Origin of the sequence: Dactylosporangium sp. NPDC049525, from assembly GCF_040676755.1 — a bacterium.
GTDB lineage: Bacteria > Actinomycetota > Actinomycetes > Mycobacteriales > Micromonosporaceae > Dactylosporangium.
In genome coordinates this window covers 56,256-80,000 of record NZ_JBFAPO010000048.1, presented here as the reverse complement: position 1 = coordinate 80,000, position 23,745 = coordinate 56,256, and the positions used below count along the sequence as shown (strand labels likewise).

The 23,745-nt window shown below is 71.9% G+C and carries 23 protein-coding genes; 15 read left to right on the top strand and 8 right to left on the bottom strand.

Annotation, left to right across the window (positions count from 1 at the left end):
* Positions 1–5: 5 nt before the first annotated feature.
* On the bottom strand, positions 6–2,933 hold the full coding sequence (locus AB0K00_RS43080) for a glycoside hydrolase family 48 protein (RefSeq protein ID WP_363533842.1): 2,928 nt from the start codon (positions 2,931–2,933) through the stop codon (positions 6–8).
* A gap of 348 nt (positions 2,934–3,281) precedes the next feature.
* Here AB0K00_RS43080 and AB0K00_RS43075 point away from each other — a divergent pair, with 348 nt between their 5' ends.
* The 5 genes from AB0K00_RS43075 to AB0K00_RS43055 all read left to right on the top strand — a co-directional run bounded on the left by AB0K00_RS43075 (position 3,282) and on the right by AB0K00_RS43055 (position 6,512).
* Positions 3,282–3,755 (top strand): SPW repeat protein, encoded by a 474-nt coding sequence (locus AB0K00_RS43075; RefSeq protein ID WP_363533839.1) that lies wholly within the window; start codon positions 3,282–3,284, stop codon positions 3,753–3,755.
* 94 nt (positions 3,756–3,849) lie between these two features.
* Positions 3,850–4,956 carry an acyltransferase gene (locus tag AB0K00_RS43070; protein WP_363533836.1) on the top strand — a complete coding sequence of 369 codons (1,107 nt, stop codon included), beginning with the start codon at positions 3,850–3,852 and terminating at the stop codon, positions 4,954–4,956.
* A 46-nt stretch (positions 4,957–5,002) separates the two neighbouring features.
* On the top strand, positions 5,003–5,341 hold the full coding sequence (locus AB0K00_RS43065) for a metalloregulator ArsR/SmtB family transcription factor (RefSeq protein ID WP_363533833.1): 339 nt from the start codon (positions 5,003–5,005) through the stop codon (positions 5,339–5,341).
* Entirely contained in the window at positions 5,338–5,880 is a 543-nt protein-coding gene (locus AB0K00_RS43060) for an SRPBCC domain-containing protein (protein WP_363533830.1), read from the top strand. Before AB0K00_RS43065 ends, AB0K00_RS43060 begins: the two co-directional genes overlap by 4 nt.
* On the top strand, positions 5,877–6,512 hold the full coding sequence (locus tag AB0K00_RS43055; RefSeq protein WP_363533827.1) for a dihydrofolate reductase family protein: 636 nt from the start codon (positions 5,877–5,879) through the stop codon (positions 6,510–6,512). The genes AB0K00_RS43060 and AB0K00_RS43055 overlap by 4 nt, the downstream gene beginning before the upstream one ends.
* A gap of 82 nt (positions 6,513–6,594) precedes the next feature.
* Here the strand turns inward: AB0K00_RS43055 and AB0K00_RS43050 are convergent, their stop codons facing one another.
* Positions 6,595–7,110: a DinB family protein gene (locus AB0K00_RS43050; RefSeq protein WP_363533824.1), complete on the bottom strand. Its 516-nt coding sequence runs from the start codon at positions 7,108–7,110 to the stop codon at positions 6,595–6,597.
* Positions 7,111–7,857: 747 nt separating this feature from the next.
* Positions 7,858–8,838 carry a WYL domain-containing protein gene (locus tag AB0K00_RS43045; RefSeq protein WP_363533821.1) on the bottom strand — a complete coding sequence of 327 codons (981 nt, stop codon included), beginning with the start codon at positions 8,836–8,838 and terminating at the stop codon, positions 7,858–7,860.
* 97 nt (positions 8,839–8,935) lie between these two features.
* Here AB0K00_RS43045 and AB0K00_RS43040 point away from each other — a divergent pair, with 97 nt between their 5' ends.
* Positions 8,936–9,337 carry a RidA family protein gene (locus tag AB0K00_RS43040; protein ID WP_363533818.1) on the top strand — a complete coding sequence of 134 codons (402 nt, stop codon included), beginning with the start codon at positions 8,936–8,938 and terminating at the stop codon, positions 9,335–9,337.
* A 187-nt stretch (positions 9,338–9,524) separates the two neighbouring features.
* On the opposite strand, the gene AB0K00_RS43035 is transcribed toward AB0K00_RS43040, so the two are convergent.
* Positions 9,525–9,869, bottom strand: a complete 345-nt coding sequence (locus tag AB0K00_RS43035; protein ID WP_363533815.1) for a group 1 truncated hemoglobin — start codon at positions 9,867–9,869, stop codon at positions 9,525–9,527.
* Between the two features lie 133 nt (positions 9,870–10,002).
* Between AB0K00_RS43035 and pgm the strand changes: the two genes are divergently transcribed.
* Positions 10,003–11,634, top strand: a complete 1,632-nt coding sequence (pgm, locus tag AB0K00_RS43030) for a phosphoglucomutase (alpha-D-glucose-1,6-bisphosphate-dependent) (protein WP_363533812.1) — start codon at positions 10,003–10,005, stop codon at positions 11,632–11,634.
* A gap of 50 nt (positions 11,635–11,684) precedes the next feature.
* On the opposite strand, the gene AB0K00_RS43025 is transcribed toward pgm, so the two are convergent.
* Both AB0K00_RS43025 and AB0K00_RS43020 read right to left on the bottom strand, forming a co-directional pair.
* Positions 11,685–12,329, bottom strand: a complete 645-nt coding sequence (locus AB0K00_RS43025) for an adenylate kinase (protein WP_363533809.1) — start codon at positions 12,327–12,329, stop codon at positions 11,685–11,687.
* 170 nt (positions 12,330–12,499) lie between these two features.
* Positions 12,500–12,877, bottom strand: coding sequence for an FKBP-type peptidyl-prolyl cis-trans isomerase (locus AB0K00_RS43020; RefSeq protein WP_363533806.1), 378 nt, complete (start codon positions 12,875–12,877; stop codon positions 12,500–12,502).
* 147 nt (positions 12,878–13,024) lie between these two features.
* On the opposite strand from AB0K00_RS43020, the gene AB0K00_RS43015 reads away from it, so the two are divergent.
* Genes AB0K00_RS43015 through AB0K00_RS43005 form a run of 3 tightly spaced genes read left to right on the top strand, consistent with a single transcriptional unit; the run spans position 13,025 to position 14,848 of the window.
* A complete protein-coding gene (locus AB0K00_RS43015; protein WP_363533803.1) occupies positions 13,025–13,600 on the top strand; it encodes a hypothetical protein in 576 nt (191 codons plus the stop codon).
* 14 nt (positions 13,601–13,614) lie between these two features.
* A complete protein-coding gene (locus AB0K00_RS43010; protein WP_363533800.1) occupies positions 13,615–14,190 on the top strand; it encodes a hypothetical protein in 576 nt (191 codons plus the stop codon).
* Between the two features lie 55 nt (positions 14,191–14,245).
* Positions 14,246–14,848 (top strand): hypothetical protein, encoded by a 603-nt coding sequence (locus tag AB0K00_RS43005; protein WP_363533797.1) that lies wholly within the window; start codon positions 14,246–14,248, stop codon positions 14,846–14,848.
* A gap of 25 nt (positions 14,849–14,873) precedes the next feature.
* Here AB0K00_RS43005 and AB0K00_RS43000 read toward each other — a convergent pair whose 3' ends face one another.
* Positions 14,874–15,524 (bottom strand): type 1 glutamine amidotransferase domain-containing protein, encoded by a 651-nt coding sequence (locus AB0K00_RS43000; RefSeq protein ID WP_363533794.1) that lies wholly within the window; start codon positions 15,522–15,524, stop codon positions 14,874–14,876.
* A gap of 70 nt (positions 15,525–15,594) precedes the next feature.
* Here AB0K00_RS43000 and AB0K00_RS42995 point away from each other — a divergent pair, with 70 nt between their 5' ends.
* The 4 genes from AB0K00_RS42995 (at position 15,595) to AB0K00_RS42980 (ending at position 20,063) form a co-directional block, all read left to right on the top strand.
* Positions 15,595–16,467 (top strand): LysR family transcriptional regulator, encoded by an 873-nt coding sequence (locus AB0K00_RS42995; RefSeq protein WP_363533791.1) that lies wholly within the window; start codon positions 15,595–15,597, stop codon positions 16,465–16,467.
* Positions 16,468–16,476: 9 nt separating this feature from the next.
* Positions 16,477–17,874, top strand: a complete 1,398-nt coding sequence (locus AB0K00_RS42990) for a sigma 54-interacting transcriptional regulator (protein WP_363533788.1) — start codon at positions 16,477–16,479, stop codon at positions 17,872–17,874.
* A gap of 4 nt (positions 17,875–17,878) precedes the next feature.
* Positions 17,879–19,831, top strand: coding sequence for a hypothetical protein (locus AB0K00_RS42985; RefSeq protein ID WP_363533785.1), 1,953 nt, complete (start codon positions 17,879–17,881; stop codon positions 19,829–19,831).
* 76 nt (positions 19,832–19,907) lie between these two features.
* The gene (locus AB0K00_RS42980) at positions 19,908–20,063 is read left to right on the top strand and encodes a DUF6131 family protein (RefSeq protein WP_169788986.1); all 156 of its coding nucleotides are present in this window, start codon (positions 19,908–19,910) and stop codon (positions 20,061–20,063) included.
* A 74-nt stretch (positions 20,064–20,137) separates the two neighbouring features.
* On the opposite strand, the gene AB0K00_RS42975 is transcribed toward AB0K00_RS42980, so the two are convergent.
* Positions 20,138–21,973 carry a tetratricopeptide repeat protein gene (locus AB0K00_RS42975; RefSeq protein WP_363533782.1) on the bottom strand — a complete coding sequence of 612 codons (1,836 nt, stop codon included), beginning with the start codon at positions 21,971–21,973 and terminating at the stop codon, positions 20,138–20,140.
* Between the two features lie 171 nt (positions 21,974–22,144).
* On the opposite strand from AB0K00_RS42975, the gene AB0K00_RS42970 reads away from it, so the two are divergent.
* Positions 22,145–23,728, top strand: coding sequence for a hypothetical protein (locus tag AB0K00_RS42970; protein ID WP_363533779.1), 1,584 nt, complete (start codon positions 22,145–22,147; stop codon positions 23,726–23,728).
* Positions 23,729–23,745: the final 17 nt, after the last annotated feature.

The window sequence follows — 23,745 nt, the reverse complement described above, 5'->3', positions numbered from 1 at the left end:
GGAACCTAGCCGCCGATCAGCAGGCCGTAGTCGGCCATCGCCATGGCGATGTCGGACTGTGCCCAGAACCGGTGGAAGGTGAACGTCGGCGCTGGGCCGGTCCCGTTCAGGTAGGCCTGCACGGCCGGCCAGTTCGGGTCGTTCTTGTAGAAGGAACGGGTGTCGAGGAACGACTTGCCGGGGGCGATGACGTCACCGTTGGGCATGACGCCGCTGTACCCGGACGGGATGTACAGGCCCTGCTGGTTGGACGAGGACCAGATGTCGTCGAAGCGGTTGTAGTCGTTACGGGTCTCCGGGATACCGACGCCCTTGCTGTCGGTGTGCAGCCAGATGCCGTCGAGCAGCTTCTTCGCCGTGGTCTTCGCCGCGGTGTTGTTCGCCTTCGCGCCGTAGTACGTCAGCAGGCGGGCGTACGCGGCGGCGACGCCGACGTCGGTACCGCTGCTGACGACGCTGACGTGCAGGTTGGTGTTGGCGGCCGGGCTGGACGGGTTCCAGGTGGCCGGCGCGCCGGTCCACTGCAGGGTGTCCGGGATCTTGAAGTCGCCGGTCGAGGTGAACGTGGTGTTCGCGATGGCCCAGGAGACCCACTTGTCGAGCATGGTCTTGGCCTTGGCGTCACCGGTCGCGTAGTAGTACTCCGCGACCCGCTCCACCGACCACGCCTGGAAGCCGAACCACTGGTTGGACGGCGGGTCGTGGTAGACCGGCTTCTCGTCGTAGAACATGCCGTAGAACGTCGGCGTACCGGCGGCCGGCGCCGAGTAGTTGCCGTTGACGCTGTTGGTCGCGCCACCGGCGAAGGCACCCTCGGAGGACTGCAGCCACTGGTAGAACTCGAGCTGCCGCCCGAGGCTGGTCTGCCAGTCGCCCTTCGCCGTGGGCGAGCGCGGTGCGAAGCCCGACACGTTGGACAGCACGTAGGCCGCCAGGGGGTTCTGGTAGCCCTGGTGGTTGTGGCTGGAGCCGATGCGCCACGCCCACTGGCCGCCCGCGTCGCCGCCCCACGCGTAGTACCAGTTCAGCAGGTACGCGGCGGAGTCCTTGCCGGTGCCGGCGGCGCAGGCCGTCGACGTGCAGCCCGGCTTCTTGAAGTACTTGTCGTACATCGCGTACCGCAGGTAGTCGCCCATCTTCGCGGCCTTCGCCACGACGGCCGCCACGTCGGCGGCCTTGCCCTGGGCGGTCGCCCACTGCTGCGCCCAGTACGCGGCCTGGATGGCGCGCGCGTCGGCGTCGGGGGCGTCGGTGTAGCGCCACTGCTTGGCGGGGCTGCCGTCGATGAACAGCGGCAGGAAGCCACCGTTGGCCTTGGCACCGAAGCGGAAGTCCTCACAGGACGGGTGGGCGACGGTCTCCCACACCGACTCCTGCGGGCCGCGCTGGTAGGTGTTGATGTACGACACCGTGGAGCCGGCCTGCGGGGTGCACGAGCTGAAGCCGTAGACGTTGTCGACGTCCTCCAGCCAGTGCATGCCGTACACGTCGGTGTTGCCGTAGGTCGAGGTCAGCTCGCTGTACAGCGGGTCGACGCCGACCTTCACCGACGAGTCGAGGTGGCCGCCCTGCTGCGGGTACAGGCTGGGCTGCCCGGCCTCGGGCGCGTAGTCGGCGGGGTCGCTGGGGTTGTAGCCACCGGTCGGCTGGTTGGCGTGGGTCGGGATGATGTACTTCTCCATCGTGTCCCAGGCCTTGTTGAACGGGGCCCAGTCCGACTTCACCCGGCCGTACTGCGCCTCGAGCCACAGCCAGAAGCTGAACGCCTCCGACGTCGTCTCGTGACCCCAGTCGGGCGCCTCGACCACGAGCGTCTCGACCGAGTGGTAGGGCACGCCCTCCGGCGAGAAGTACCCGGAGCTGTGCAGCTTCGCGTACTGCTCGAGGAAGCGCTGCACGTAGACGCCGCCGGCGACGTCGTCATCGCTTTCGTTCGCCGGTATCGCCGCGGACGCCCAGCCACTGGCGGTCAGGTTGATCGTGGCGGTGCCGTTGGTGGTGTCCGTGTCCTGGGCGCCGGCGACGGTGACCGTCTGGGCGGTGTTCCAGTTCGCGGTGGTGAACGTCAGCGACGTCGGCGTGGCGGTGATGTCGGTGTCGCCGGTACGGGCTACCGCCACCGTCACGTTCGCGGTCGGTGCCTGGTTGAGCTTCACCGACAGCGGGGTGGAGCCGCCCTCGGGCACGGTCAGCGGCGAGGGCGTGGCCAGGATCGACGGTCCGACGAACGGGTCGACGAACACCGGCACTGCCGTGGAGGTGGTCACCGCCCCTTTGCTGTCGTACGCCTTGGCCTGCAGGCTGTACGCCGCGGTCTGGCTCGGCACGCCGGTCCAGGTGTAGGCGTACGGGGCGGCGGTGTCGGTCCCGAGCAGCAGGCCGTCGTGGTAGAACTCGACCTTCGCGATCGAGTCACCGGTGTCGGGGTCCGAGGCGGTGGCGGTGATCGGGATCGACGCCGGCGCCGTGTAGCGGGTGTTGGCGGCCGGGGCGGTGATGCTGACCGACGGCGAGGCGTTCGGGCCGGTGCAGGCGACGCCGTTGAGCGAGAAGCTGGTCGGGTTGACGTTGTTGCCGCTGTAGCCGGCGTTGAACCCCGGGTTGACGGTCCCGTTGCTCGGCAGGCTGCCGTTCCAGGAGGCGTTGCGGATGGTGACGGCGTTGCCGGTCTGGGTGAAGTCGCCGTTCCAGCTCTGCTGCAACTGCTGGTTGCCGGCGAAGGTCCAGCTGACGTTCCAACTCGTCAGTGGATCGCCGAGGTTCTTCACCACGAGATCGCCGGTGAAGCCGGTCGGCCATTGGCTGCGGACTGAATAGACGACCGAACAGCCGGTGGCGGCGTGTGCGATCCCGGCCGGCAGGGCGTACAGCGTGCCGGCGGCCAGGAGGCCGACGGCCGCGGTACGCAGCCAGCGTTGTTTCCGGGTGGTCATGAGTGGGGTGCTCCTCGTGAAAGTTTCGGGGCGGGGGAAGGGCACGCGACAGCGCGACTGCGGTGTGACATAAGCCAGTCGCTGCGTGTGCCCCGTCGGCTCCCAGACGCGAGGTGGCGCTGATTCTGGCATGGGAGCGCTCCCGGGACAAGCACCCCGGATTTCACCTATGGTCGCGACGGCTATCGATGCACCTGGAGGTGATGCCCACCCTTTTCGCGGCTCCCATCGCGAACCGGGGTGCGGCGGACGGCGTCTGCAGCGCCGCCGCCGCGCCCACCCTGTTTGTGTTAGTTCTCCGCGGTACGGGTTAGAGAACCCCTCTCCGACGAAGGAAAGGGGACCGTCATGACCCGTCCGATCGCGGACCTGGAACAGCACCCGGACATCCTCGAGCTGCGGGCCCGCTATGACCGTGCGGCGGAGACGCCGACCGCACACGTCACCGACGGTGGGCTGCTGCTCGCCGGGCTCTACCTCGCCTTGTCACCATGGGTCGTGGGGTTCGCGTCCTTCGAGAGCGACCTCGCGGTCAACAACTTCATCTGCGGGGTGGTCGTTGTCGCGCTCGCCGCCGGCTTCACCGCCGCCTACGGTCGCACTCACGGCCTGACCTGGGTGCCGGTGGTCGTCGGCGTGTGGACGTTCGTTGCGCCGTGGGTCATCCAGGGTGCCTACCCGTCCGGCGGCTCCATCGCGAACAACATCATCATCGGGCTGATCATCATCGCGCTCGGCCTCGTGACGATGCGCCTGCCCGCCATGCGCGACCGGAGTTGGAACAACCGAGGTGGTGACCGCGAACGCCGCAACAACAGGTGATCGCGCGGATACACGGTGTAACAACTGGTCACATCGGGGTGAATTCTTCCCGGCCTGGCGTGCGCCGGCCGGGAAGAATGACTAGACATCAAGCGTGAACCGCGACAGCCGGCTGCCGGCCCTCACCGGTCTGCGTTGGGCAGCGGCGCTCGTCGTGTTTGGTCAGCACACCCTGGAGCTGTTCTACGACCCGGATCTGGTCGCCCCGCGACCGGTCCGGGCCGGGCTGTGGGCGCTGCTGGTCAACGGCGGCGCGGTGGGCGTCTCGTTCTTCTTCGTCCTCTCCGGCTTCGTCCTGACCTGGTCCTCCCCGGCGTCGTTCGGCAAGCGGGGATTCTGGTGGCGCCGCTTCAGCAAGATCTATCCGGCCACCCTGGTCACCACCCTCGTCGCGCTGCTCGTCGTCGGCGGCGCCGGCCCCGTCCAGCTCGCCGCGCACCTCACCCTGACGCAGACCTGGTTCCCGCACGCGTCGGTCTTCGGCGCGCTCAACCCCGTCAGCTGGTCGCTGTCCTGCGAGGCGTTCTTCTACCTGTGCTTCCCGCTGCTGCTGCCGGCGCTGCGCCGGCTGCGCCCCGGCGGGCTGTGGGCGACGGCGGGCGCGCTGGTGCTGTTCGTGCTGGCGACGGGTGTGCTGCTCACCACGGTCGGGCACCCCTTCGCGTTGTGGTTCGGGTACATGTTCCCGCCGGTACGCATCGCCGAATTCACCCTCGGCATCGTCGTCGCGCTGCTCATCCAGGCCGGCGCGTGGCGGGGTCCGGGGCTGCGCTGGTCCTTCGTCCTGGTGGGCCTCGCCGCCGCCGCCGCGCTCAAGGCGCCCTACCCGCTCAACCAGCACGCCCTGACCCTCGTGCCGGTCACCCTCGTGGTCGCCGCGGCAGCCCGCGCCGACCTGACCGGCGTGCGGACGGTGTGGACCCGGCCGCTGCTGACCTACCTCGGCGAGGTGTCGTTCGCCTTCTACCTGGTGCACTACCTGACCTACCTGAGCTACGAGCGGCTCGGCCTGCTGCCGCACCACGCCCACCCGCTGGTCGCCGCCCTGGTCACGGTCTCGGCATTCTCGATCAGCCTGCTCGGCGCCATGGTCGTCTATCACGGCATCGAGCTCCCGGCCCTGCGCCTGCTGCGCCGCCCGCGCTCCGGTGGCCCTGCGCTCGAGGCCTCGGTGCCTGCGCCCGCGCGCTCATCGGCCTGATACTTACCCCTTGCGCTAACTTTTACGGGCCGCAATACTAAGCCGTGTGGCTCAGTATTTGGCGCAGCTCGACAGGGTGTTCGTCGCCCTCACCGACCAGACCCGGCGGGCCGTGATCCGCCGCCTCGGCCGCGGGCCGGCGAGCGTCGGTGACCTCGCCAGCGAGTTCCCGATGGCCCTTCCGTCCTTCATGAAGCACGTGCGGACCCTCGAGGAGAGCGGCCTGATCCGCACCGCCAAGTCGGGCCGGGTGCGCACCTGCACGCTCAACCGCGAGCGCCTCGCCCTGGTCGACGACTGGCTCGCCGAGCAGCGGCGGATCTGGCAGGAGCGCACCGACCGCCTCGAACAGTTCGTCACCGAGACCGCAAAGGACCAGCCGTGAACCCCGATCTCGACCTCGCCCTGACAAGGGTCATCCGTGCACCCCGCGCAAGCGTGTGGAGCGCGTGGACCGATCCCGCCCGCCTCGCGCAGTGGTGGGTCCCGGCGCCCGCCCGCTCCCGCGTCGAGCGCCTCGACGTCCGCCCCGGCGGCGGGTTCGTGACCAAGCTCAGCGACGACGGCGTCTCGTTCGTCCCGCACGTCGACGCCTGCTTCATCATCGTCGAGGAGCTTGCCCGGATCGTGTTCACGAACGCGATCGACAGCGCCTGGCGCCCCGCGAACCCCGCCCCGGTCGCCATGACCGCCGAGATCACGTTCGGCGCCCACCCGGACGGCACGGATTACCGCGTCGTCGTCCGGCACGGCGACCCTGCCTCCCGGGCCCGCCACGAGACGCTGGGATTCATCGACGGCTGGGCCTCGGTCACCGAGCAGCTCGCCGGGCTCGCCGAGAGCGAGGCCGCGCAGCTCGCCGGGCTCGCCGGGAGCGAGGCCGCGCAGCTCGTCGCGCTCGCCGAGAGCGAGGCCGCCCGATGAAGCTCGCTCTCACCCAGTTCGTCACGCTGGACGGCGTCAGCCAGGGACCCGGCTCGCCCACCGAGGACGGCAGCGACGGCTTCACCAGGGGCGGCTGGCTGGTGCCGCACTTCGACGCGCAGTTCGTGGAACGGGCGTCCGACTGGCTCGACCTCGCCGACGGCCTCCTGCTCGGCCGCCGCACCTACGAGGCGTTCGCCCGGGACTGGCCGCAGATCACTGACCCGGACGACCCGTTCACCGAGCGGATGAACTCGCTGCCCAAGTACGTCGTGTCGAACACCCTCACCGACGCGACCTGGAACCCCACGACCGTGCTGCGCGGCAACCCGGCCGACACGGTTGCCGCGCTCAAGGCGCGGCCAGGGCGGGAGCTGCAGGTCCACGGCAGCGCCCGCCTTGGCAGCGCGCTGCTGTCGGCCGGGCTGGTCGACACGTTGCGGCTTGTCGTCGCGCCTACCGTGATCGGATCCGGGCGGCGGCTCTTCACCCATCCGACCTCAGCCGTCGGGCTGCGGCTCGTCCGCCACGACGTCACCGCGAGCGGGCTGCTTCTCCTTGAGTACGAGACCACCGGCACGGCCCTGGTCGGCACCTATGAAGGTGTTGTTGCCGCCGTGCATGCGGGGTGACGGCCTTTCCGCCTTTCCGCCTTTCCGCCTTTCCGCCTTTCCGCCTTTCCGCCTTTGGGCCTTTCGGCCTTTGGTCGGCCGGTCAGCCGGTCTCGCCGTCGATGCGTTGGCGGAGGAGGTCGGCGTGGCCGTTGTGGCGGGCGTACTCCTGGATCAGGTGCAGATAGACGGCGCGCAGCGACATCGGCCCGCGCTGCGCGTCCTCGAACGCGTCGTCCAGCCCCGCTGCGGCGACCGCGACCCGCGACGCCTGCCACTGCGCCAGCAGCCGTTCGTAGTCGGCCTCGGCAGCGGCAGGCTCGACCTCGTCGAAGGCGGCGTCCTTGGCATCGGCGCGGCGGTACAGGAACCGCACCGGCGTGCCACGGAACCGAGCATGGAACCACTCCCGCTCGACGTCGGTGACGTGCCGCAGCAGCCCGAGCAGCGACAACGTCGACGGGGGAGCCGAGCGCTGCGCCAACTCCTCACCGGTCAGCCCGGTGCACTTTCCGACCAGCACGGCCCGCTGCCAGTCGAGGAACCCCTCCAGCAGCGTCCGCTCATCAGCGACAAGCGACCCCCCGAACGGCGGCGCAGCAGGCGCAGTCCACGTCATAACCAGATCTTCCCACGTGGCTGTCCCGGTGGTCCGGTTTGTCGCATGTGCGCTTAGCAGCACATGGTGTTACGTTGCTGGACGTGGCGGTGGACGGCCTCGAGAATGGAGGGGTAGCGCCTACCGGGGGGAGGCGGCACGTGCCACGGCCATACTTTTCGTTGGAAGCACCGGATTCAGCGTCGATCGCGGCGCCTGGGCAGATCGACTGGGACGCCCGCCTCGCCGCGCAGCTTGCCGAGCGACAGCGGCGGCGCGAAGAGAAGCTGCGGGCGCGAGCGGAGTTCGCAGAGACACGCGCCCACGGCCTCGCCGCCCGTCACGCAGCAAAGCTGGCCCGCCTGCGCCCCACCCGCCCACTGACACCAACCCCGCCAGCGGTGAGCCGCCCGCCAGCGCCAACCGGTCCGCCAGCGCCAACCGGTCCGCCAGCGCCAACCGGTCCGCCAGCGCCAACCGGTCCGCCAGCGCCAACCGGTCCGCCAGTGCCAACCCGCCCGCCGGTGGCAACGTGCCCGTCGGCGGCGAGCCGCTCATCGTCAGGCACGGCCGGCGCCGAGCTGTGCGACTCACCACCCCGTCACCCAGCAGTTGCGCGTCCAGCGGCCGTTGCGTCGGTCGCCGCGTCGTCCGCCGTCGTTGAGCCGTCTAGCGATGTTGCGCCTCCCGTCGTCGCCGTGACCGGCTGCGGTGGCATCCCGGCCGGGTCACGACGGCAAGCACGAGGGCAGGAAGGTGCGTGGCCGTTCAACCCTCGGGTGGCGCTTCGTAGCGAGTGGCGATCGCGGCGGCGCGGTTGCGCAGGGCGGTGCGGAGCCACTCTGGGGACAGGGCCTCGGCGTTCGTGGCGAGTTGCCACAGCGCCCATTCGGCGTGTCTCGGATCCTGGAAGGTGACCTCCAGGCGCAGCCAGCCGTCTGCGTCGACTTCCTCGGCGAGGACGGCCAGCGCGGTGCCGACCAGGATCTCCCGCTGCGTCGGGTTCACCCGGACCAGCACGGTGACCGAGTCGCCGCCGGTGCGAAACCGGGTGCTGCGTTCCTGCCAGGCGCGGTCCAGGTCGACCCGGTCCGGTCGCTGGGCGGGCTCGGCGAGTTCCTCGGCGGCCAGGACGCGGGACAGCCGGTAGGTGCGGTCCGCACCGGACCTCGTGGCCAGCAGATAGCCCTGCTCGCGGACGGTGACCAGGCCGATCGGGTCGACCGTGCGCCACTTCGGGGGCTGGCCCACGGCCGCGTAGTGGATGCGCAGTTTGTGCCCGGCGAACACCGCACGCCGTACCTCGGCCACGATGCTGTCGGGGACCTCCTCGGCGACCAGCCGGCGCGACAGCAGGTCGGTCTCCGGGTCGATGAGCAGCCGCTCGACCGCACCGGCCGCGGTGTCCCGATAGCTTTCGGGCAGCGCGTCGAGGACCTTGAGCATCGCCGAAGCGAGCGCCGAGCCGAGACCGAACGCCTGCGCGCCCCGCCGCGAGCCGGCGACCAGCAGGGCGAGTGCTTCTTCGTGGTTCAGGCCGGTGAGCTCGGTCTGGAAACCGGGCAGCAGCGCGAAACCGCCGTGCCGCCCGCGTTCGGCGTAGACCGGGACGCCGGCGGCGGACAGCGCCTCGATGTCGCGCAGCACGGTGCGGGTCGACACCTCCAGCTCGCGGGCGAGGGTGGTCGCTGACAGCCGGCCGCGCTGGCGCAGCAGCAGCACCAGTGAGACCAACCGGTCGGCCCGCATGCGGAAACTATGCCAGCAATACACGACACAGGATGTCGCGATTTGGCTGAGAGGCTCACCGGCACCTGGGTGCACACCCTCGACGAATGGAGCTGAGATGGTAGTGGATCGTTCGGCGGTCAACCCGTGGGCGTGGTCGGTGGAGTTGGGCTACAACCAGGGTGAGGTCGTCTCCGGGCAGGCCCGGACCCTGTACTGCTCCGGCCAGACCGCGATGAGCGGTGAGGGCAAGCCCCAGCACGCCGGTGACATGGCGGCGCAGCTGGCGCTGAGCCTCGACAACCTGGAGGCCGTGCTCGGCGAGGCGGGCATGTCCCTGGCGGACCTGGTCCGGCTCAACGTCTACACCACCGACGTCGACCGGCTCTTCGAGCACTACGGCGTGCTGGCCTCGAGGCTCGGCGCCGCCAAGGTGGCGCCGGCCACCACGATGCTCGGGGTGACACGGCTGGCGATCGCCAGCCTGATGGTCGAGCTCGAGGGGACCGCCGTCGCCTGAGGCGACCTGGGTAGTGCCGCCGTTTGCGGGAGCTGGCGTTGACCGGCCCGCGCCAGCTCCCGCAAAGGCGCCAGCACCGCCAAAGGCGACAGCACCGCCAAAGGCGCCGGTTCCCGCAACGGCGACAGCACCGCGATGGCACCGCGACGGCGACAGCACCGCGACGGCGATGGCACCGCGACGGGGATTAAGCGACGATGTCCGGCTTCACCGCGGCCAGGGTGTCCTCGACCGCGGCGACGATGTCGCGGGGTGCGTGCGCCAGGAACAGGGCGGCCAGCGCCAGGTCGACCACCCGCGTGTAGTGGGCGTCGGTGATGCCCAGGCCGCGGTGCGCGTCGCCGAGCTCGCGGCCGCCGTACTCGGCCGGGCCGCCGAGCACCTGGGCGAGCAGCGCCGCCATGTGCCGTTTCAGCGACTCGACGGTGACGGTGGCGAAGTAGGGGGACAGCTCCTCGTCGGTGAGGATCCAGGTGTACAGCTGGTCGACGACGTGTTTGACGGCGGGCCCGCCGCCGACCCTGGAATACATCGAAACCGCGGTGGTCATCATCGCCTCACGGGGGTGAAATGGGCATCGATGCGCGGCATTTTAGCCACGGATTGTTTCCGTCGATGGCCCGGTCATGTCGCAGCGCACAGCCTGACGTGGCAACGTATGCGGTATGTCCGTCCATCCCCGTGCAGGCCAACCGGCGCAGCGTTCCGACCTCGTCGACGTCCCGCGACTCATCACCAGTTATTACGCCGAGCACCCCGATGTCGCCGACCCGGCCGAGCAGGTCGCGTTCGGCACCTCCGGGCATCGCGGGTCGAGCCTGCGCCGCTCGTTCAACGAGGATCACATCGTCGCGGTCAGCCAGGCGATCTGCGAATACCGGGCGCTCCAGGGGTACACGGGACCGCTCTTCGTCGGCAAGGACACCCACGCGCTGTCGGAGCCGGCGACGGTGAGCGCCCTGGAGGTGTTCGCCGCCAACGGGATCCAGGTGCTCATCGACAGCCGCGACGGCTACACGCCGACGCCGGCGCTGTCACACGCGATCCTCACCCACCGGCACCTCGGCGCCGACGGGGTCGTGGTCACGCCGTCGCACAACCCGCCGGAGGACGGCGGGTTCAAGTACAACCCGCCGCACGGCGGGCCCGCCGACACCGACGTCACCAAGTGGATCCAGGACCGGGCCAACGCGCTGCTCGCGGCCGGGCTCAAGGACGTCAAGAGGATCCCGTACGCGCGGGCGATCAAGGCCGACACCACCGGCCGGTTCGACTTCCTCGCCGCGTACGTGGACGACCTGCCGGCCGCGATCGACCTCGCCGCCATCGCCAACGCCGGGGTCCGCATCGGCGCCGACCCGCTCGGCGGCGCCAGCGTCGCGTACTGGGGCGCCATCGCCGAACGCCACAAGCTGGACATGACCGTGGTCAATCCCAACGTGGACCCGACGTTCGGGTTCATGACCCTGGACTGGGACGGCAAGATCCGGATGGACTGCTCGTCGCCGAACGCGATGGCGTCGCTGATCGGCAAGCGGGGCGACTACCAGGTGGCCACGGGTAACGACGCCGACGCCGACCGGCACGGCATCGTCACCCCCGACGCGGGGCTGATGAACCCCAACCACTTCCTCGCGGTCGCTATCCAGTACCTGTTCAAGTCCAGGGACGGCTGGCCGGAGGGCGCCGCGATCGGCAAGACCCTCGTGTCGTCGTCGATGATCGATCGGGTCGCCGAGGATCTCGGGCGCACGCTCATCGAGGTCCCGGTGGGGTTCAAATGGTTCGTGCCGGGCCTGCTGGACGGCTCGGTCGGCTTCGGCGGCGAGGAGAGCGCCGGCGCATCGTTCCTGCGCCGCAACGGCGAGGTCTGGACCACGGACAAGGACGGGCTGCTGCTCTGCCTGCTCGCCGCCGAGATCATCGCGACGACCGGACGCTCGCCCAGCGAGCACTACGCCGATCTCGTCGCGCGGCACGGCGCCCCCGCGTACGCGCGGATCGACGTCGCCTCGACCCGCGAGGAGAAGGCGGTGCTGGGCAAGCTGTCGCCGGAGCAGGTCACGGCGACGGAGCTGGCCGGCGAGCCGATCACGGCGAAGCTCACCGCCGCGCCCGGCAACGGCGCGGCGCTGGGCGGGTTGAAGGTCGTCACCGCGTCCGGGTGGTTCGCAGCGCGGCCGTCCGGCACCGAGGACGTCTACAAGGTCTACGCCGAGTCGTTCCAGGGGCCCGAGCACCTGGAACGCATCCAGCAGGAGGCCCGCGGGGTCGTGTCGGCGGCACTGTCGGCGTGACATGCGAAAGCCCGGCCCATCGGGGCCGGGCTTCGTGCGACGGGGAAGCGTCAGGCGACCGCGCGGTCCGGTGCGGCCGTGGTACGACCAGCGGTCGGCCGCTGCTTGAACGCGCGTTGCAGCTGCACCACGATCGACCAGGTCACTTCGCCGACCGGGCGGGCGCCGTTGACCTGGATGAGCAGTTCGCGCTGCTGGTAATAGTCCAGCAGCGGGCGGGTCTTCTGCTCATAGACCTTGATCCGGTGCTTGATGACGTCGACGGTGTCGTCCGCGCCGCGGGCCCGGGCCAGCATCCGGCGGATCAGCTCGTCCTCGGGCACCTCGAGGTGGATCGCGATCTGCACGCCGACGCCGAGGTCACCGGCGGTGCGGTAGGCCGCCTCGGCCTGCTCGACGGTGCGCGGGAAGCCGTCCAGCACGTAGCCGCCGTCGGCGTTCGCGGCGAGGACCGGCTTGCGGAGCATGTCCATGATGATCTGGTCGGGGACGAGCTCACCCTTGTTGACGAGCGTCTCGACCGTGCGGCCGATCGTCGTGCCCTCGGCGATGTTCCTGCGCAGCAGGTCACCGCTGGCGATGTGGGTGATGCCGAACTGCTGCGCGATGAGCTGCGCCTGGGTGCCCTTGCCCGCACCGGGTGCGCCGATCATGAGAATCCGCTTCGCGCGCGGTGCCGCCGACTGCATTGTCATCTGCACACCCCTTTATGGCGTTATGACATGTGAAAAAGAGTGCCGGCCGACGCCGATGGTCCAGCATCCCACCTCGATGTCCGGGCTGGGCTGAGTGTCAGCTGTGAATTACCGCATTCCTATCTGTGGGTCCGGTAGGGAATACCGGACCCACAGACGGGCATTGGGTTCTACCGGGTGCCGACCAGGTCGACGACGAAGACGAGCGTCTCGCCCGGCTTGATCAGGCCGCCGCCGGCGCCCCGGCTGCCGTAGCCCAGGTGCGGCGGGATGACCAGCTTGCGCCGGCCGCCGACCTTCATGCCGGCCACGCCCTGGTCCCAGCCGGCGATGACCTGGCCCTGGCCGAGCCCGAAGTCGAAGGTGCCGCCACGGTTCCACGAGGCGTCGAACTCCTTGCCCGTCGACAGCGACACACCCACGTAGTGGACGCTGACCTGCTGACCGGGCCGAGCCTCCGCTCCGTCGCCGACAGTGAGGTCCTCGATCACCAGGTCGGCGGGCGGCGGGCCGTCGGGCAGGGTCACGTCGGGCTTGCTGAGCGCCATGCGAAAACTCCTCGGCGGATGTCGATTGTTGCGGTACGTGTCGCCGTCCATCCTGCCGTATGCGCTGCGGTCCGGCTTCGAACCACCCGGCATCTGGCCCTCAGGTGATATGGACCACGCTCGGTTGCCGGTCGTACGCTGAACCTGATGGCACACGGCACGCCTCCGAGCAGACCGGTGCGGCAGGCCTTCTGGCTGGTCACCGGTGGTCTCATCCTGGTCGCCGCACAGACCGTCGCGGCCGTGGTCCTGCTCCTGCGCTTCGGCGCCGCCTATGACGCCCACGGACCGTGGACGTTCAGCGAGCAGATGCAGGCCGACACCGTCCACACGAGACTGGTCGGCGCGGCCGTCCTGGGCGCCGGCATGTCGCTGCTGCTCGCCGGGGCCGCCCTCGCGGTCCCGCGCCGCTCGACCAGCACCCGCACGGTCGTCGGCTTCGCCGGGCTGGTCGTGGCGGTCGCGCTGCTGCTCGGCATCGTGCTCGGCCCCGACGGCGGGGTGCTGGCCGGCGACGCCGACGAGCTGGCCCACCTGGAGCAGCTGCTGCCGGTGTGGTTCACCGCGTCGGCGTCGGCGACGGTCACCGCCGTCGTCGTCCTGCTCGGCACCGCCTTCGCCCGGCTGGGCCGCGACGCGGCGCTGCACTACTACCAGCACCACGACCCGACCGCCACGTGGCGCGGCTTCACCTCGTGGTTCGACATCGCCGGCCGGACCTGACGGCGCGGCCGATCTTGAGCAGAACCGCTGCGGCGCCACCGCCCGTCCGGCAGGCGTACTGGCTGGTCATCGCCGCCATCACGCTGATCTCGGTCGAGGCGGTCACGGCGGCGCTGCTCTACGCCCGCTTCGACGCCGCCCGGAGCGCCCACGGCCCGTGGAACGTCGGCGAGCAGCTGCAGCTCGACAGCATGCACACCCGGCTGGCGCTTATCGCCGTGCTCAGCGCAGGCCTGGCGGGCCTGCTCGCCGGGGTCGCCCTTGCCGTCCCGCGCAGGTCCGTCGTCACCCGCACGGTCGTCGGCCTCGCCGCGCTGCTGACCACGGTCGGGCTGCTGCTCGGCGTGGTGATGAACCCCGACAACGCGTTGCTGGCGTACGGCGCCGCCGAGGAGGCGCACCTGTACCTGGTGCTGCCGCTGTGGTTCTCCGTGCTGTCGTCGATCGCCGTCACCGGCGCCCTGTTCTCGCTCGCCGCCGCGTTCGTCGTCCTGGGCCGCGAGGCGGCGTACGACTACTACCAGTACCGGGACCCGACCGTCACCTGGACCGGCTTCAGCTCCTGGCGGGAGATCGCCCGCGACCGGTGACCGTCGACGGAAACGGGGCAGCGCCGCGGTGACGGCGGTCGTACCCTGTGTGCCGATGGCCGATGACGTGCTCCGCAGCGATGCCCCCGATCAATACCCGATCAGTCCGCCGCCGCGCCCGGTGCGGCAGGCGTTCTGGCTGGCCGCCGCCGGTTTCCTGCTGGTGCTCGCGCAGTGCGTCGCCGCGGCGGTCGTGCTCGCCCACTTCGACGACGCCTACGACGCGGTGCGGGGCATGGAGGATCCAGACGCCGTCGAGGCGGTGCGCTCCCGGCTCTTCGCCGGGGCCGTGCTGGCCGGCGTCGTGACGCTGCTGCTCGGCTTCGCCGCCCTCACCGTCCCGCGCCGGTCGGTGAGCTCTCGGCCGCTCGTCGGCGGCGCGGCGCTGCTCTCCGCCGTCGCGCTGCTGCTGGGCGTGGTGTTCAGCCCCGAGAACGCGGTCCGGGCGCAGACCGCCGCCGAGCTCGCCCGCTACGAGACGCTGCTGCCGGTGTGGTTCTCCACGCTGTCGTCGGTGACCGTGGCCGGCGTCATTCTGCTGCTCGGTCTGGCCTTCATCCGGATGGGCCGCGAGGCGGCGATCGAGTACTACCAGGAGTACGACCCGACCGCCGGCTGGGGCGGCTTCACGTCCTGGCTGGACGTGATCCGCCGCTGACGGTCACCACTCGGTCACCACTCGGTCACCGCTGCGACAGCGCGTCGAGCATCGCCTCGGCCACACCGGTGGCGCTGGCCGGGTTCTGGCCGGTGACCAGGCGGCCGTCGCGGACCACCCACGGCTGCCACATGGCCGCGCCGGTGTGCCGGGCGCCGAGCTCCTCCAGGCGCCGCTGCAGCGCGAACGGCACCACGTCGCTCAGCCCGACCGCGCGCTCCTCCTCGTCGGTGAACCCGGCGACGTCCCGCCCCGCGACCAGCGCGCCGCCGCCGGTGAGCGTGACGCCGACCAGCCCGGCCGGACCATGGCAGACGGCACCGACGACGCCGCCCTGCTCGTACACCTGCCGCACCAGTGACTGCAGTGCCGTGCTGTCCGGGAAGTCCCACATGGTGCCGTGGCCGCCGGCCAGGAACACCGCGTCGAAGCGGGCCGGGTCGACGTCGGCGACGGCCGGGGTGTCGTGGCCGAGGAACGCCAGGAAGTCCTCGTGGCCGGCGGTGTCGCCGTCGCGGGGCGGGTCGCCGCCGAGGACCGACGCCACCGTCACATCGTGCCCGGCCTTGGTGAACACCGCCCACGGGTGGGCCGCCTCGGACACGTAGAAGCCGGTGCCGCGGCCGGCGTCGCCAAGGGTCGCGTGGCTGGTCAGGACGATCAGGATCGCTGTCATGCAGGCAGCGTCGCGCACCGGATGCCATCGGCGCCAATAGCCGTGCGGTGGTCGTACCATAGGAAATCCTATGGCAATCTCGCTGGACCTGCTGCGGACCTTCCTCGCCGTGCACCGGGAGGGCTCCGTCACCGGCGCCGCCCGCCGGCTCGCGCTGTCCCAGCCGACCGTCACCGCCCAGCTGCAGGCCCTCGAGGCGGCGCTCGGCCGGCCGCTGTTCGTGCGGCAGCCCCGCGGCGTCGCGCCCACCCCGGCCGCGGACCTGCTCGCCAGGCAGGTCGCCGGGCCGCTGGACGACCTTGCCGGCGTCGCCGAGCGGCCCGAGGAGGGCACCGTGCGGCTCGGCGGGGCCGCGGAGTTCCTCACCGACCTCGCGCTGCCGGCGCTCGCCGGGCTCGTCGCCGCCGGGCTGAAGCTGCGGGTCACGCTCGGCCTGTCCGACGACCTCGCCGACGCGCTGAGCGCCGGCACCCTGGACCTCGCCGTGCTCACCAGCCGCCCGCGCCGCCGGCAGCTCGGCGCCGAGCCGCTCTACGACGAGGAGTTCGTCCTCGTCGCCGCCCGGGCCTGCGACGTCGCCACGACCCCGCTGGTCAGCTACGCCGAGGAGCTGCCGATCATCCGGCGGTACTGGCGCAGCGTCTTCGACCAGCGGCAGCACCGCACCGCCGACGTGGTGGTGCCGAGCCTGCACGCGGTCCGCGCGCTGGTGCTCGCCGGCGCCGGGTGCAGCGTCCTGCCCGAATACCTGGTCCGCGCCGACCTCGACGCGGGCCGCCTGGTCCTGCTGCACGACCCGCCGGTGCCGCCGCTCAACACGCTGTTCCTCGCGCACCGGGCCGGGCCGGCCGCCCCCGCGGTCGCCGCGGTGCGCGCGGCGCTGCTGGCCCGCTTCCGCCCCGGAGATCGTCCGGTTTCGCCGCCGGAAACCTCGGCGCGCTAGGTTCGAGCAGTGACCCAGCCTTTGGACCTGCCCCGCACCGTGGGCGAGCTGCGATCGAGCGGCCACCGGTTCCGCACCGTCAAACAGGAGCTGCGCGAAAACCTCCTGGCCAAGCTCCGCTCCGGCGAGCCCCGTTTCCCCGGGATCGTCGGCTACGAAGACACCGTCCTGCCCGAGCTCGAGCGGGCCATCCTGGCCGGGCACGACCTGGTCCTGCTCGGCGAGCGCGGCCAGGGCAAGACCCGCGTCATCCGCGGCCTCGTGTCGCTGCTGGACGAGTGGACCCCGGTCATCGCCGGGTCCGAGCTCAACGAGCACCCGTATGAGCCGATCACGCCCGCGTCCCGGCGGCTCGCGCTGGAAGCCGGCGACGCGCTGCCGGTGGACTGGCTGCACCGCTCGAAGCGCTACGGCGAGAAGCTCGCCACCCCCGACACGTCCGTCGGCGACCTCATCGGCGACGTCGACCCGATCCGGGTCGCACAGGGCCGCACCCTCGGCGACCCGGAGACCATCCACTTCGGACTCGTCCCGCGCACCAACCGCGGCATCTTCGCCGTCAACGAGCTGCCCGACCTCGCCGAGCGCATCCAGGTGTCGCTGCTCAACGTGCTGGAGGAGCGCGACATCCAGGTCCGCGGCTACCAGCTGCGGCTGCCGCTGGACGTGCTGCTGGTCGCCAGCGCCAACCCCGAGGACTACACCAACCGGGGCCGGATCATCACGCCGCTCAAGGACCGCTTCGGCGCCGAGATCCGCACCCACTACCCCCTGGACCTGGAGCTGGAGACCGACCTGATCCAGCAGGAGGCGCAGCTGGTCGCCCAGGTCCCCGGGCACGTGATCGAGGTCCTTGCCCGGTTCACCCGCGCCGTGCGGGAATCGCCGGCCGTCGACTCGCGCTCCGGCGTGTCGGCCCGGTTCGCGATCGCCGCCGCCGAGACCGTCGCCGCGTCCGCGCTGCGCCGCGGCGGGCTGCTCGGCGACGACAAGCCCGTCGCCCGGGTCGGCGACACCGTCAGCGTCACCAGCACCCTGCGCGGCAAGGTCGAGTTCGACAGCGGCGAAGAGGGCCGCGAGATCGAGATCCTCGCGCACCTGCTGCGCACCGCGACCGCCGACACGTTCCGGTCCCGGCTCGCCGGGCTGGACCTGTCCGGCTTCACCGACCTCGTCGCCGAGGGCCAGGTCATCGAGACCGGCGAGCTGGCCGGCGCCGACGACATCCTGCAGCAGGTCGGCACCGTCCCGGGCCTGGCGAAGGTCCTGGAGCGGCTCGGCCTGGGCGACGCGCCCAGCCGCGGCGAGGCCGCCGCCGGCATCGAGTTCGTCCTCGAAGGACTGCACCTCACCAGACGGCTGTCCAAGGATCTCACCGAGGACGGCCGCACCGTCTACGGAGGCTGAGCACGTGCGCCACAACAGGTTCCGCTACGGGGCGTGGCGCGGCGGGCCCGACCCGCTCGCCCCGCCCTACGACGTGCGCGCCGCCGTCGACCAGGTCGGCGCCGAGGTCCTCGACGGTGGCAGTCTCCGCGACGCGCTGCGCAACCTGCTGCGCAACGGCCCCGACGGCGGCCGCGGCCTCGACGACCTCCTCGCCAGGGCCCGGCGGCTGCGGCGCGAGGCGATGCGCCGCGGCGACCTCGACGGTGCCGTGACCCGCGCCCAGCAGCTGCTCGACCAGGCCGTCGCCACCGAACGCGACGCGCTGTCCGCGCTTGAGGGCGACGACGCGAGGTTTGCGGAGGCGCAGCTGGCAAACCTTCCACGGTCGACGTCGAAGGCCGTTTCGGAATTGTCCGAATACAACTGGACGTCTCCGGAAGCGCGGGCGCTGTACGAGCAGATCCTCGACCAGCTCCGCAACGAGGTCCTCGGCCAGCGGTTCCAAGGCATGAAAGAGGCGCTGCAGGACCCGGCCATGCAGGAACGCATGCGGGAGATGCTGCAGGACCTCAACGCCCTGCTCGGCAAGCACGCCCGCGGCGAGAACACCGACGACGCGTTCGCGCAGTTCATGGCCCAGCACGGCGACTTCTTCCCGGAGCAGCCCGGCACCGTCGAGGAGCTCATCGACGCCCTCGCCCGCCGCGCCGCCGCCGGGGAGCGGCTCCTGCGCTCGCTCAGCCCGCAGCAGCGCGAGGAGCTGCAGGCGCTGATGGAGCAGTCCCTCGGCAGCCTCGCCGGGGAGATGGCCGCCCTCACCGACAACCTGCGTGCCCTGCGCCCCGACCTCAACTGGGGCCGCGGCGAGCGGGTCCGCGGGCAGCGCGACCTCGGCTACGGCGAGGCCGCCGGCGCCCTGGAGGAGATCGGCGACCTCGACGACCTGCTCGACCAGCTCGGCCAGGAGCATCCCGGGGCCACCCTCGACGACGTGGACGTCGAGGCCGTCGAGCGGCAGCTCGGCCGGTCCGCCGCCGACGACCTGCGCCGGCTGCGGGAGCTGGAGCAGCAGCTGCGCCGCCAGGGCTGGGTCACCCGCGGCGCCGACGGGCTCACGCTCAGCCCGAAGGCGCTGCGCCGGCTCGGCGGCACCGCGCTGCGCACCGTCTTCGCCGACCTCTCCGCCGGCCGCAAGGGCCAGCACGACCTGCGCGACGCCGGCGCCGCGGGCGAGCTGACCGGCGCGTCGCGGCGCTGGCAGTACGGGGACGAACAGCCCATCGACGTGGTCCGTACCATCGGCAACGCGGTGCGCCGCCAGGCCACCGGCGGCACCGCCGTCCTGCCTATCGGGCTGGATGTCGAGGACTTCGAGATCGCCGAGACCGAGCGGCGGGTCTCCGCGGCCGTCGCGCTCTGCGTCGACCTGTCCTTCTCGATGATGGCCGACGGCCGGTGGGGCCCGATGAAACAGGCCGCCCTCGCGCTGTCGCACCTCGTCGCGACCCGGTTCCCGCAGGACGCCCTGCAGATCATCGGATTCGGCCGGTACGCGACGAAGCTGTCCGTCGAGGAGCTCGCCGCCGTCGAACCCGACTATGTGCAGGGCACCAACCTGCAGCACGCCCTCATGCTCGCGGGCCGGCACCTGCGCCGGCACCCGGGCTCCGACCCCGTCGTCCTCGTCGTCACCGACGGCGAGCCGACCGCGCACCTGCTCGACGACGGCACCTCCTACTTCCACTGGCCGTCGACCCGCGAGACGGTGACGTCGACCGTGCACGAGGTCGATCAGCTCACCCGCTACGGCGCCGTACTCAACATGTTCATGCTCGGCGAGGACCCTGGCCTGCGCCGGTTCGTCGACGCCATCGCCCAGCGCAGCGGCGGCCGGGTCTTCACCCCCGAGGCTGGTGACCTGGGCCGATACGTCGTCTCCGACTACATCCGCGCCCGTCGGGGTCGCCGCGGGTGATCCGTGTTTCAGACGAGGCGGGGGAGGGGTACCTGAAGGATGTCCATGCAACACCCCTCCTCCCCGGGAGCTGAAAATGATCATCCTTGGCCTGATCCTGTTCCTGCTCGGGCTCTTCCTGCACGTCGGCATCCTGGAGACGATCGGCATCGTGCTGCTGATCGTGGGAGCGGTGCTGTGGATCCTGGGCGCCGTGGGCCGTCCGCTCGCTGGGCGACGCCACTACTGGTAGCCCTTCCCGCACTTCTCGCACTGGCCGGCGGATCCCCGCCGGCCAGCGGCGTCTCCGGGTCCTGCCGGCGGCGCCTACGGCGCTTGGCGGCGGCGTCTGAACAGCCGGCCGAACCGTGACGGGGCGGCCGGCTTCGCCGCGCCGGCGGCGCGCGGGGCCCCGGCGCCGGTCACCTCGTCGGCGAGCGCCAGCACGTCGTCGAGCATGCCCGGCACGATGCGCACCAGGTCGGCCAGGGACTCCCGGATCGTGACCGCCCTGGTCTGCGACGCCTGCACCGCGGCCAGGAACCGGCGGCCGACCGTGTCGCAGACCTCCACCCGGCAGGCCGGATCCAGCCACGCCGCCACGGTCAACGCGAACAGCGCCGCCTCCGTCGTCCAGTCCTCGACGCCCCACGCGATGTCGGTGAGCAGCCGCCGCTGGGCGGTCGTGTCACCCGGGTCGGCCGGGTTGCGCAGCTCGCCGCAGTGCAGTAGGCCCAGGCACGCGAACACCTGCGCCGAACGCTCCCACCAGCCGTCGGGCAGCTCTGCGTACCGCTGCGGGCCGGCCGGCGGGTGCACCAGCAGCGACAACAGCTGCTCGACCGGCAGCTCACCGAGCGGCATCGCGTGGTCGTAGGCGGCGACCGGATGCGGCCACGCCGGACCGGCCAGGCCGGCCAGCAGCGCCTGGCTCGCCGCGGACGCCGGCTCGACCGTCGGGTAGGCGGTGGTGCCGTCATACCGCCACAGCACCCGCACCTGCTTCAGCGGGCGCACCAGGTCCGGCGGCGGCGGCCCGGCGATCTCGACGGTGACCCGGGGCACCTCGCGGCGCAGCACGGCGAGGGCGCTGGGCACCTCCAGGGCCGACAGCGACATGCCGCCGTCCATCGTGCCGCGCTGGTCGAGCGGGACCCGGTGCAGCATGTTGACGCACGCCTCGCTCGGCCCCGCGACCCGGCCGAGCCAGGTGCGGCGCTCGCACGCCTGCGCCAGGTCGGAGTGCTCGTGGCTGACGGCGGGGTGCTCACGGATGAAGTCGACCAGCGCCACCAGGTGCTTCGCGTCGCCGTCGCGCTGGAACCGCAGCCGCTGCACGGTGTGGACCGCGCAGTCGTAGTCCGACTGGCGGCGCATACCCTCCTCCAGCAGCGCGATCGCCTCGTCGACGCGGCCGGAGTCGGCGAGCCAGTTGGCCATGTCGGCGCACAGGTCCATCTCCTGCGGCGCGGCCCGCCACGCCGTGCGCATCACCTTCAACGCCGCGTCGAGGCGGCCGTCGGCGCGCAGGGCGTAGGCGTACCAGACGGCGGTGAGCTTGTCGGGGTGCAACCGGTGTCCGCGGGCACCCCACCGGACCGCCTCGGCGGTGTCGCCGAACCGCCGGCCGAGCCCGGCCGCGGCGCCGTGCAGCAGCGCGTGGTCCGGGTGCGCGCGCAGCGACCGCCGGGCCAGGTCCAGGTACACCTCGTTGGCCTTCGCGACCGGTGCCGGCGCCGGGTCGCCGAGCCGGGACATGACCCCGACGAACAGCCGGGCCAGCTCGTCCGGGTCGAGCCCGCCGGGGTCGACGGCCCGCACCCAGCTCACGTCGGCCCACGGCTGCGCCGGATCGAACCCGGTCGCCTGCGCCAGCATCCGCAGCGACCCGAGCGGGTCGGTCGGCGCCGTCACGTGCGCCCGCGCCACGACCGTGCCGATGAACGCCGGCTCCCGCAGCGGGAACAGGTCCGCGACCTCGCCGCCGGCCCGCGCGGTCAGCGCGGCGAGCAGCTCGTGCACCTCCGGCAGCCCCGGCGCCCAGGCGATCGCGCCGGCCAGGTGGTCGGCGGCGTGCTCGAGGTCGTCCTCGGCGAGCGCCACCCGCGCCAGGGACAGCTCGCCGTGCGCCTGCGCCACCGGGTCTTCGACATCGTCGGCCACCCGCGGAGAGTAGAGCACGCCGAGGGGGTGACGTCGGGCGGCGTATGTGCAGCGTTCCTCGTCAATGCGCGGTAGCGTCGCCGCATGACCGGTCCCGCAGCGGAGCGGAAGGGCCGGACATCGGAGGTGCTGTCCGTCAGGCAGGCGCCGCAGCGAAGCGGAGGAGACTGCATGACCCAGGTCCGTCCAATGCGCGAGCTCGCACCGCACCTGGTCTGGGAGGCGGTGCTCCTGCTCGCCGCCGGCGCCGTCATCGCCGGCCTGTACAACGCCAACTCCGCCGTGTTCAACAAGGGCGGTATGTGGGCCGGGATCGCGGTCCTCGGGTTCGCCGCCTGCGGCCTGGCCCTGTCACTGCGCACGGCCACCCCCAACCTGGCGATCGCGTCGGTCGCCGTGCTGGCGGGCTGGGTGTTCGCCGAGCAGGTCAACGACGGGACGTCCGTCGCCGTTGCGTTCATCGTCGCGGTCCTCGCCGCCGGCGGCGTCGGCCTGCTGCTCGCCCTGCTGGTCGGGCTCACCGCGCTGCCCGCCTGGGCGGTGACCCTCGGCGGCGGCTTCATCGTGGCGACGTCGGTGCTCAAGGCCACCGGCGGACGGCTCGTGCCGGTGACCGGCGACGCCCGCGCCTCGACCGGATTCGGGCTGTGGGCCACGGCGTTCGTCGTCGTGTCGATCGCCGGCGCGGTGCTCTTCGCGCTGCCCGCCGTCCGCCGGCTCCTGTCCGCGAACCGCCCGGTCGCCGGCGGCGACGACCCGGCCGCGTGGCGCCCGGCGAAGCTGGTCGGCGCACTGGTCGGCGTCACCGGCTCCGCGGTCCTCGCCGGCGTGTCCGGGGTCCTGTCCGTCCGCCTCACCAGCGCCGCCGCGTTCACCGAGAGCGGCCAGCTGCCGTATGCGCTGGCCGCGGTCCTGCTCGGGGGCGTCAGCGTCCTCGGTCGCCGGGCCGGCGTGTTCGGTGTCGTCCTCGGGGTCGTGATTGTTGACGGGGTACGCCGCTGGCAAGCCATCGAGGGCACCGACGCGGCGACGGCGATGCTGACGACCGGCGTACTGGCGGTGGTCGGGTTGATCGCGGTGTGGCTGCTGGAGCTCATCGGCCGCCGGGTCGCGCCGCTGTCGGCCACCGCACCGGCCGTCGCGCCCGCGGGTGCCTTCCCGGGCCCGTTCCCGGCGCCGGGTCCGTTCCCGGCGCCGGGCGGGTTCCCTGCGCCGGGTGGGTTTGGGGCGCCGGGCGGGTTCCCGCAGTCCGGGCCGTCGCCGGTGCCCGTTTCCGGGCCGCCGGTGTTCGTGCCGCCGACGTCGGGGGCGCCCGGGTTCGTGCCGGCCGGGACGTCGTCGCCGGTCCCGGCGAACCAGCCCACCTATCCGCCTGGTTCGCCGTCGGGGATCCCGTCGCAGTCCACCGGGCCTGTGTCGGCGCCGCCCGGTGGGTACCCGCCGCCACCGCCGCCGACCTCGGGCGGGCCGGCGTTCGGGCAGCCGACGTATCCGGCTCCGCCGCCGGGTACCCCCGGGTACCCGGCCGGCCCGCAGTACGGCGCGCCGCCGCCGGCGGGGTATCCGCCGGGCGCGCAGTACGGTGGCCCGCCGCCCGGCGCCATGATTCCGCAGCCGTGGACGGTCCCCGGCGCGGGCGGGTCGCCGCAGGTCCCGTCGCAGCCGGTCTCGCCCCCGGTCAGCGGCCCGCCGAGCGCCGAACCGCCGCCCGGCTATCCGCAGACCCCGCCGCCGAGCTGGCCCCCGCAGAACTGACCGTGATTTCGTGAGGG

What these genes read in the sequence shown, in the direction of transcription:
- AB0K00_RS43015 (WP_363533803.1), top strand. Translation starts at nt 13,025, where the DNA reads ATGGCACACGGCACGCCTCCGAGCAGACCGGTGCGGCAGGCCTTCTGG.
- AB0K00_RS43040 (WP_363533818.1), top strand. Translation starts at nt 8,936, where the DNA reads ATGGTAGTGGATCGTTCGGCGGTCAACCCGTGGGCGTGGTCGGTGGAG.
- AB0K00_RS43005 (WP_363533797.1), top strand. Translation starts at nt 14,246, where the DNA reads ATGGCCGATGACGTGCTCCGCAGCGATGCCCCCGATCAATACCCGATC.
- AB0K00_RS43045 (WP_363533821.1), bottom strand. Translation starts at nt 8,838, where the DNA reads ATGCGGGCCGACCGGTTGGTCTCACTGGTGCTGCTGCTGCGCCAGCGC.
- pgm (WP_363533812.1), top strand. Translation starts at nt 10,003, where the DNA reads ATGTCCGTCCATCCCCGTGCAGGCCAACCGGCGCAGCGTTCCGACCTC.
- AB0K00_RS43050 (WP_363533824.1), bottom strand. Translation starts at nt 7,110, where the DNA reads ATGACGTGGACTGCGCCTGCTGCGCCGCCGTTCGGGGGGTCGCTTGTC.
- AB0K00_RS43075 (WP_363533839.1), top strand. Translation starts at nt 3,282, where the DNA reads ATGACCCGTCCGATCGCGGACCTGGAACAGCACCCGGACATCCTCGAG.
- AB0K00_RS43055 (WP_363533827.1), top strand. Translation starts at nt 5,877, where the DNA reads ATGAAGCTCGCTCTCACCCAGTTCGTCACGCTGGACGGCGTCAGCCAG.
- AB0K00_RS43000 (WP_363533794.1), bottom strand. Translation starts at nt 15,524, where the DNA reads ATGACAGCGATCCTGATCGTCCTGACCAGCCACGCGACCCTTGGCGAC.
- AB0K00_RS43035 (WP_363533815.1), bottom strand. Translation starts at nt 9,869, where the DNA reads ATGTATTCCAGGGTCGGCGGCGGGCCCGCCGTCAAACACGTCGTCGAC.
- AB0K00_RS43020 (WP_363533806.1), bottom strand. Translation starts at nt 12,877, where the DNA reads ATGGCGCTCAGCAAGCCCGACGTGACCCTGCCCGACGGCCCGCCGCCC.
- AB0K00_RS42980 (WP_169788986.1), top strand. Translation starts at nt 19,908, where the DNA reads ATGATCATCCTTGGCCTGATCCTGTTCCTGCTCGGGCTCTTCCTGCAC.
- AB0K00_RS43025 (WP_363533809.1), bottom strand. Translation starts at nt 12,329, where the DNA reads ATGACAATGCAGTCGGCGGCACCGCGCGCGAAGCGGATTCTCATGATC.
- AB0K00_RS43080 (WP_363533842.1), bottom strand. Translation starts at nt 2,933, where the DNA reads ATGACCACCCGGAAACAACGCTGGCTGCGTACCGCGGCCGTCGGCCTC.
- AB0K00_RS42970 (WP_363533779.1), top strand. Translation starts at nt 22,145, where the DNA reads ATGACCCAGGTCCGTCCAATGCGCGAGCTCGCACCGCACCTGGTCTGG.
- AB0K00_RS42995 (WP_363533791.1), top strand. Translation starts at nt 15,595, where the DNA reads ATGGCAATCTCGCTGGACCTGCTGCGGACCTTCCTCGCCGTGCACCGG.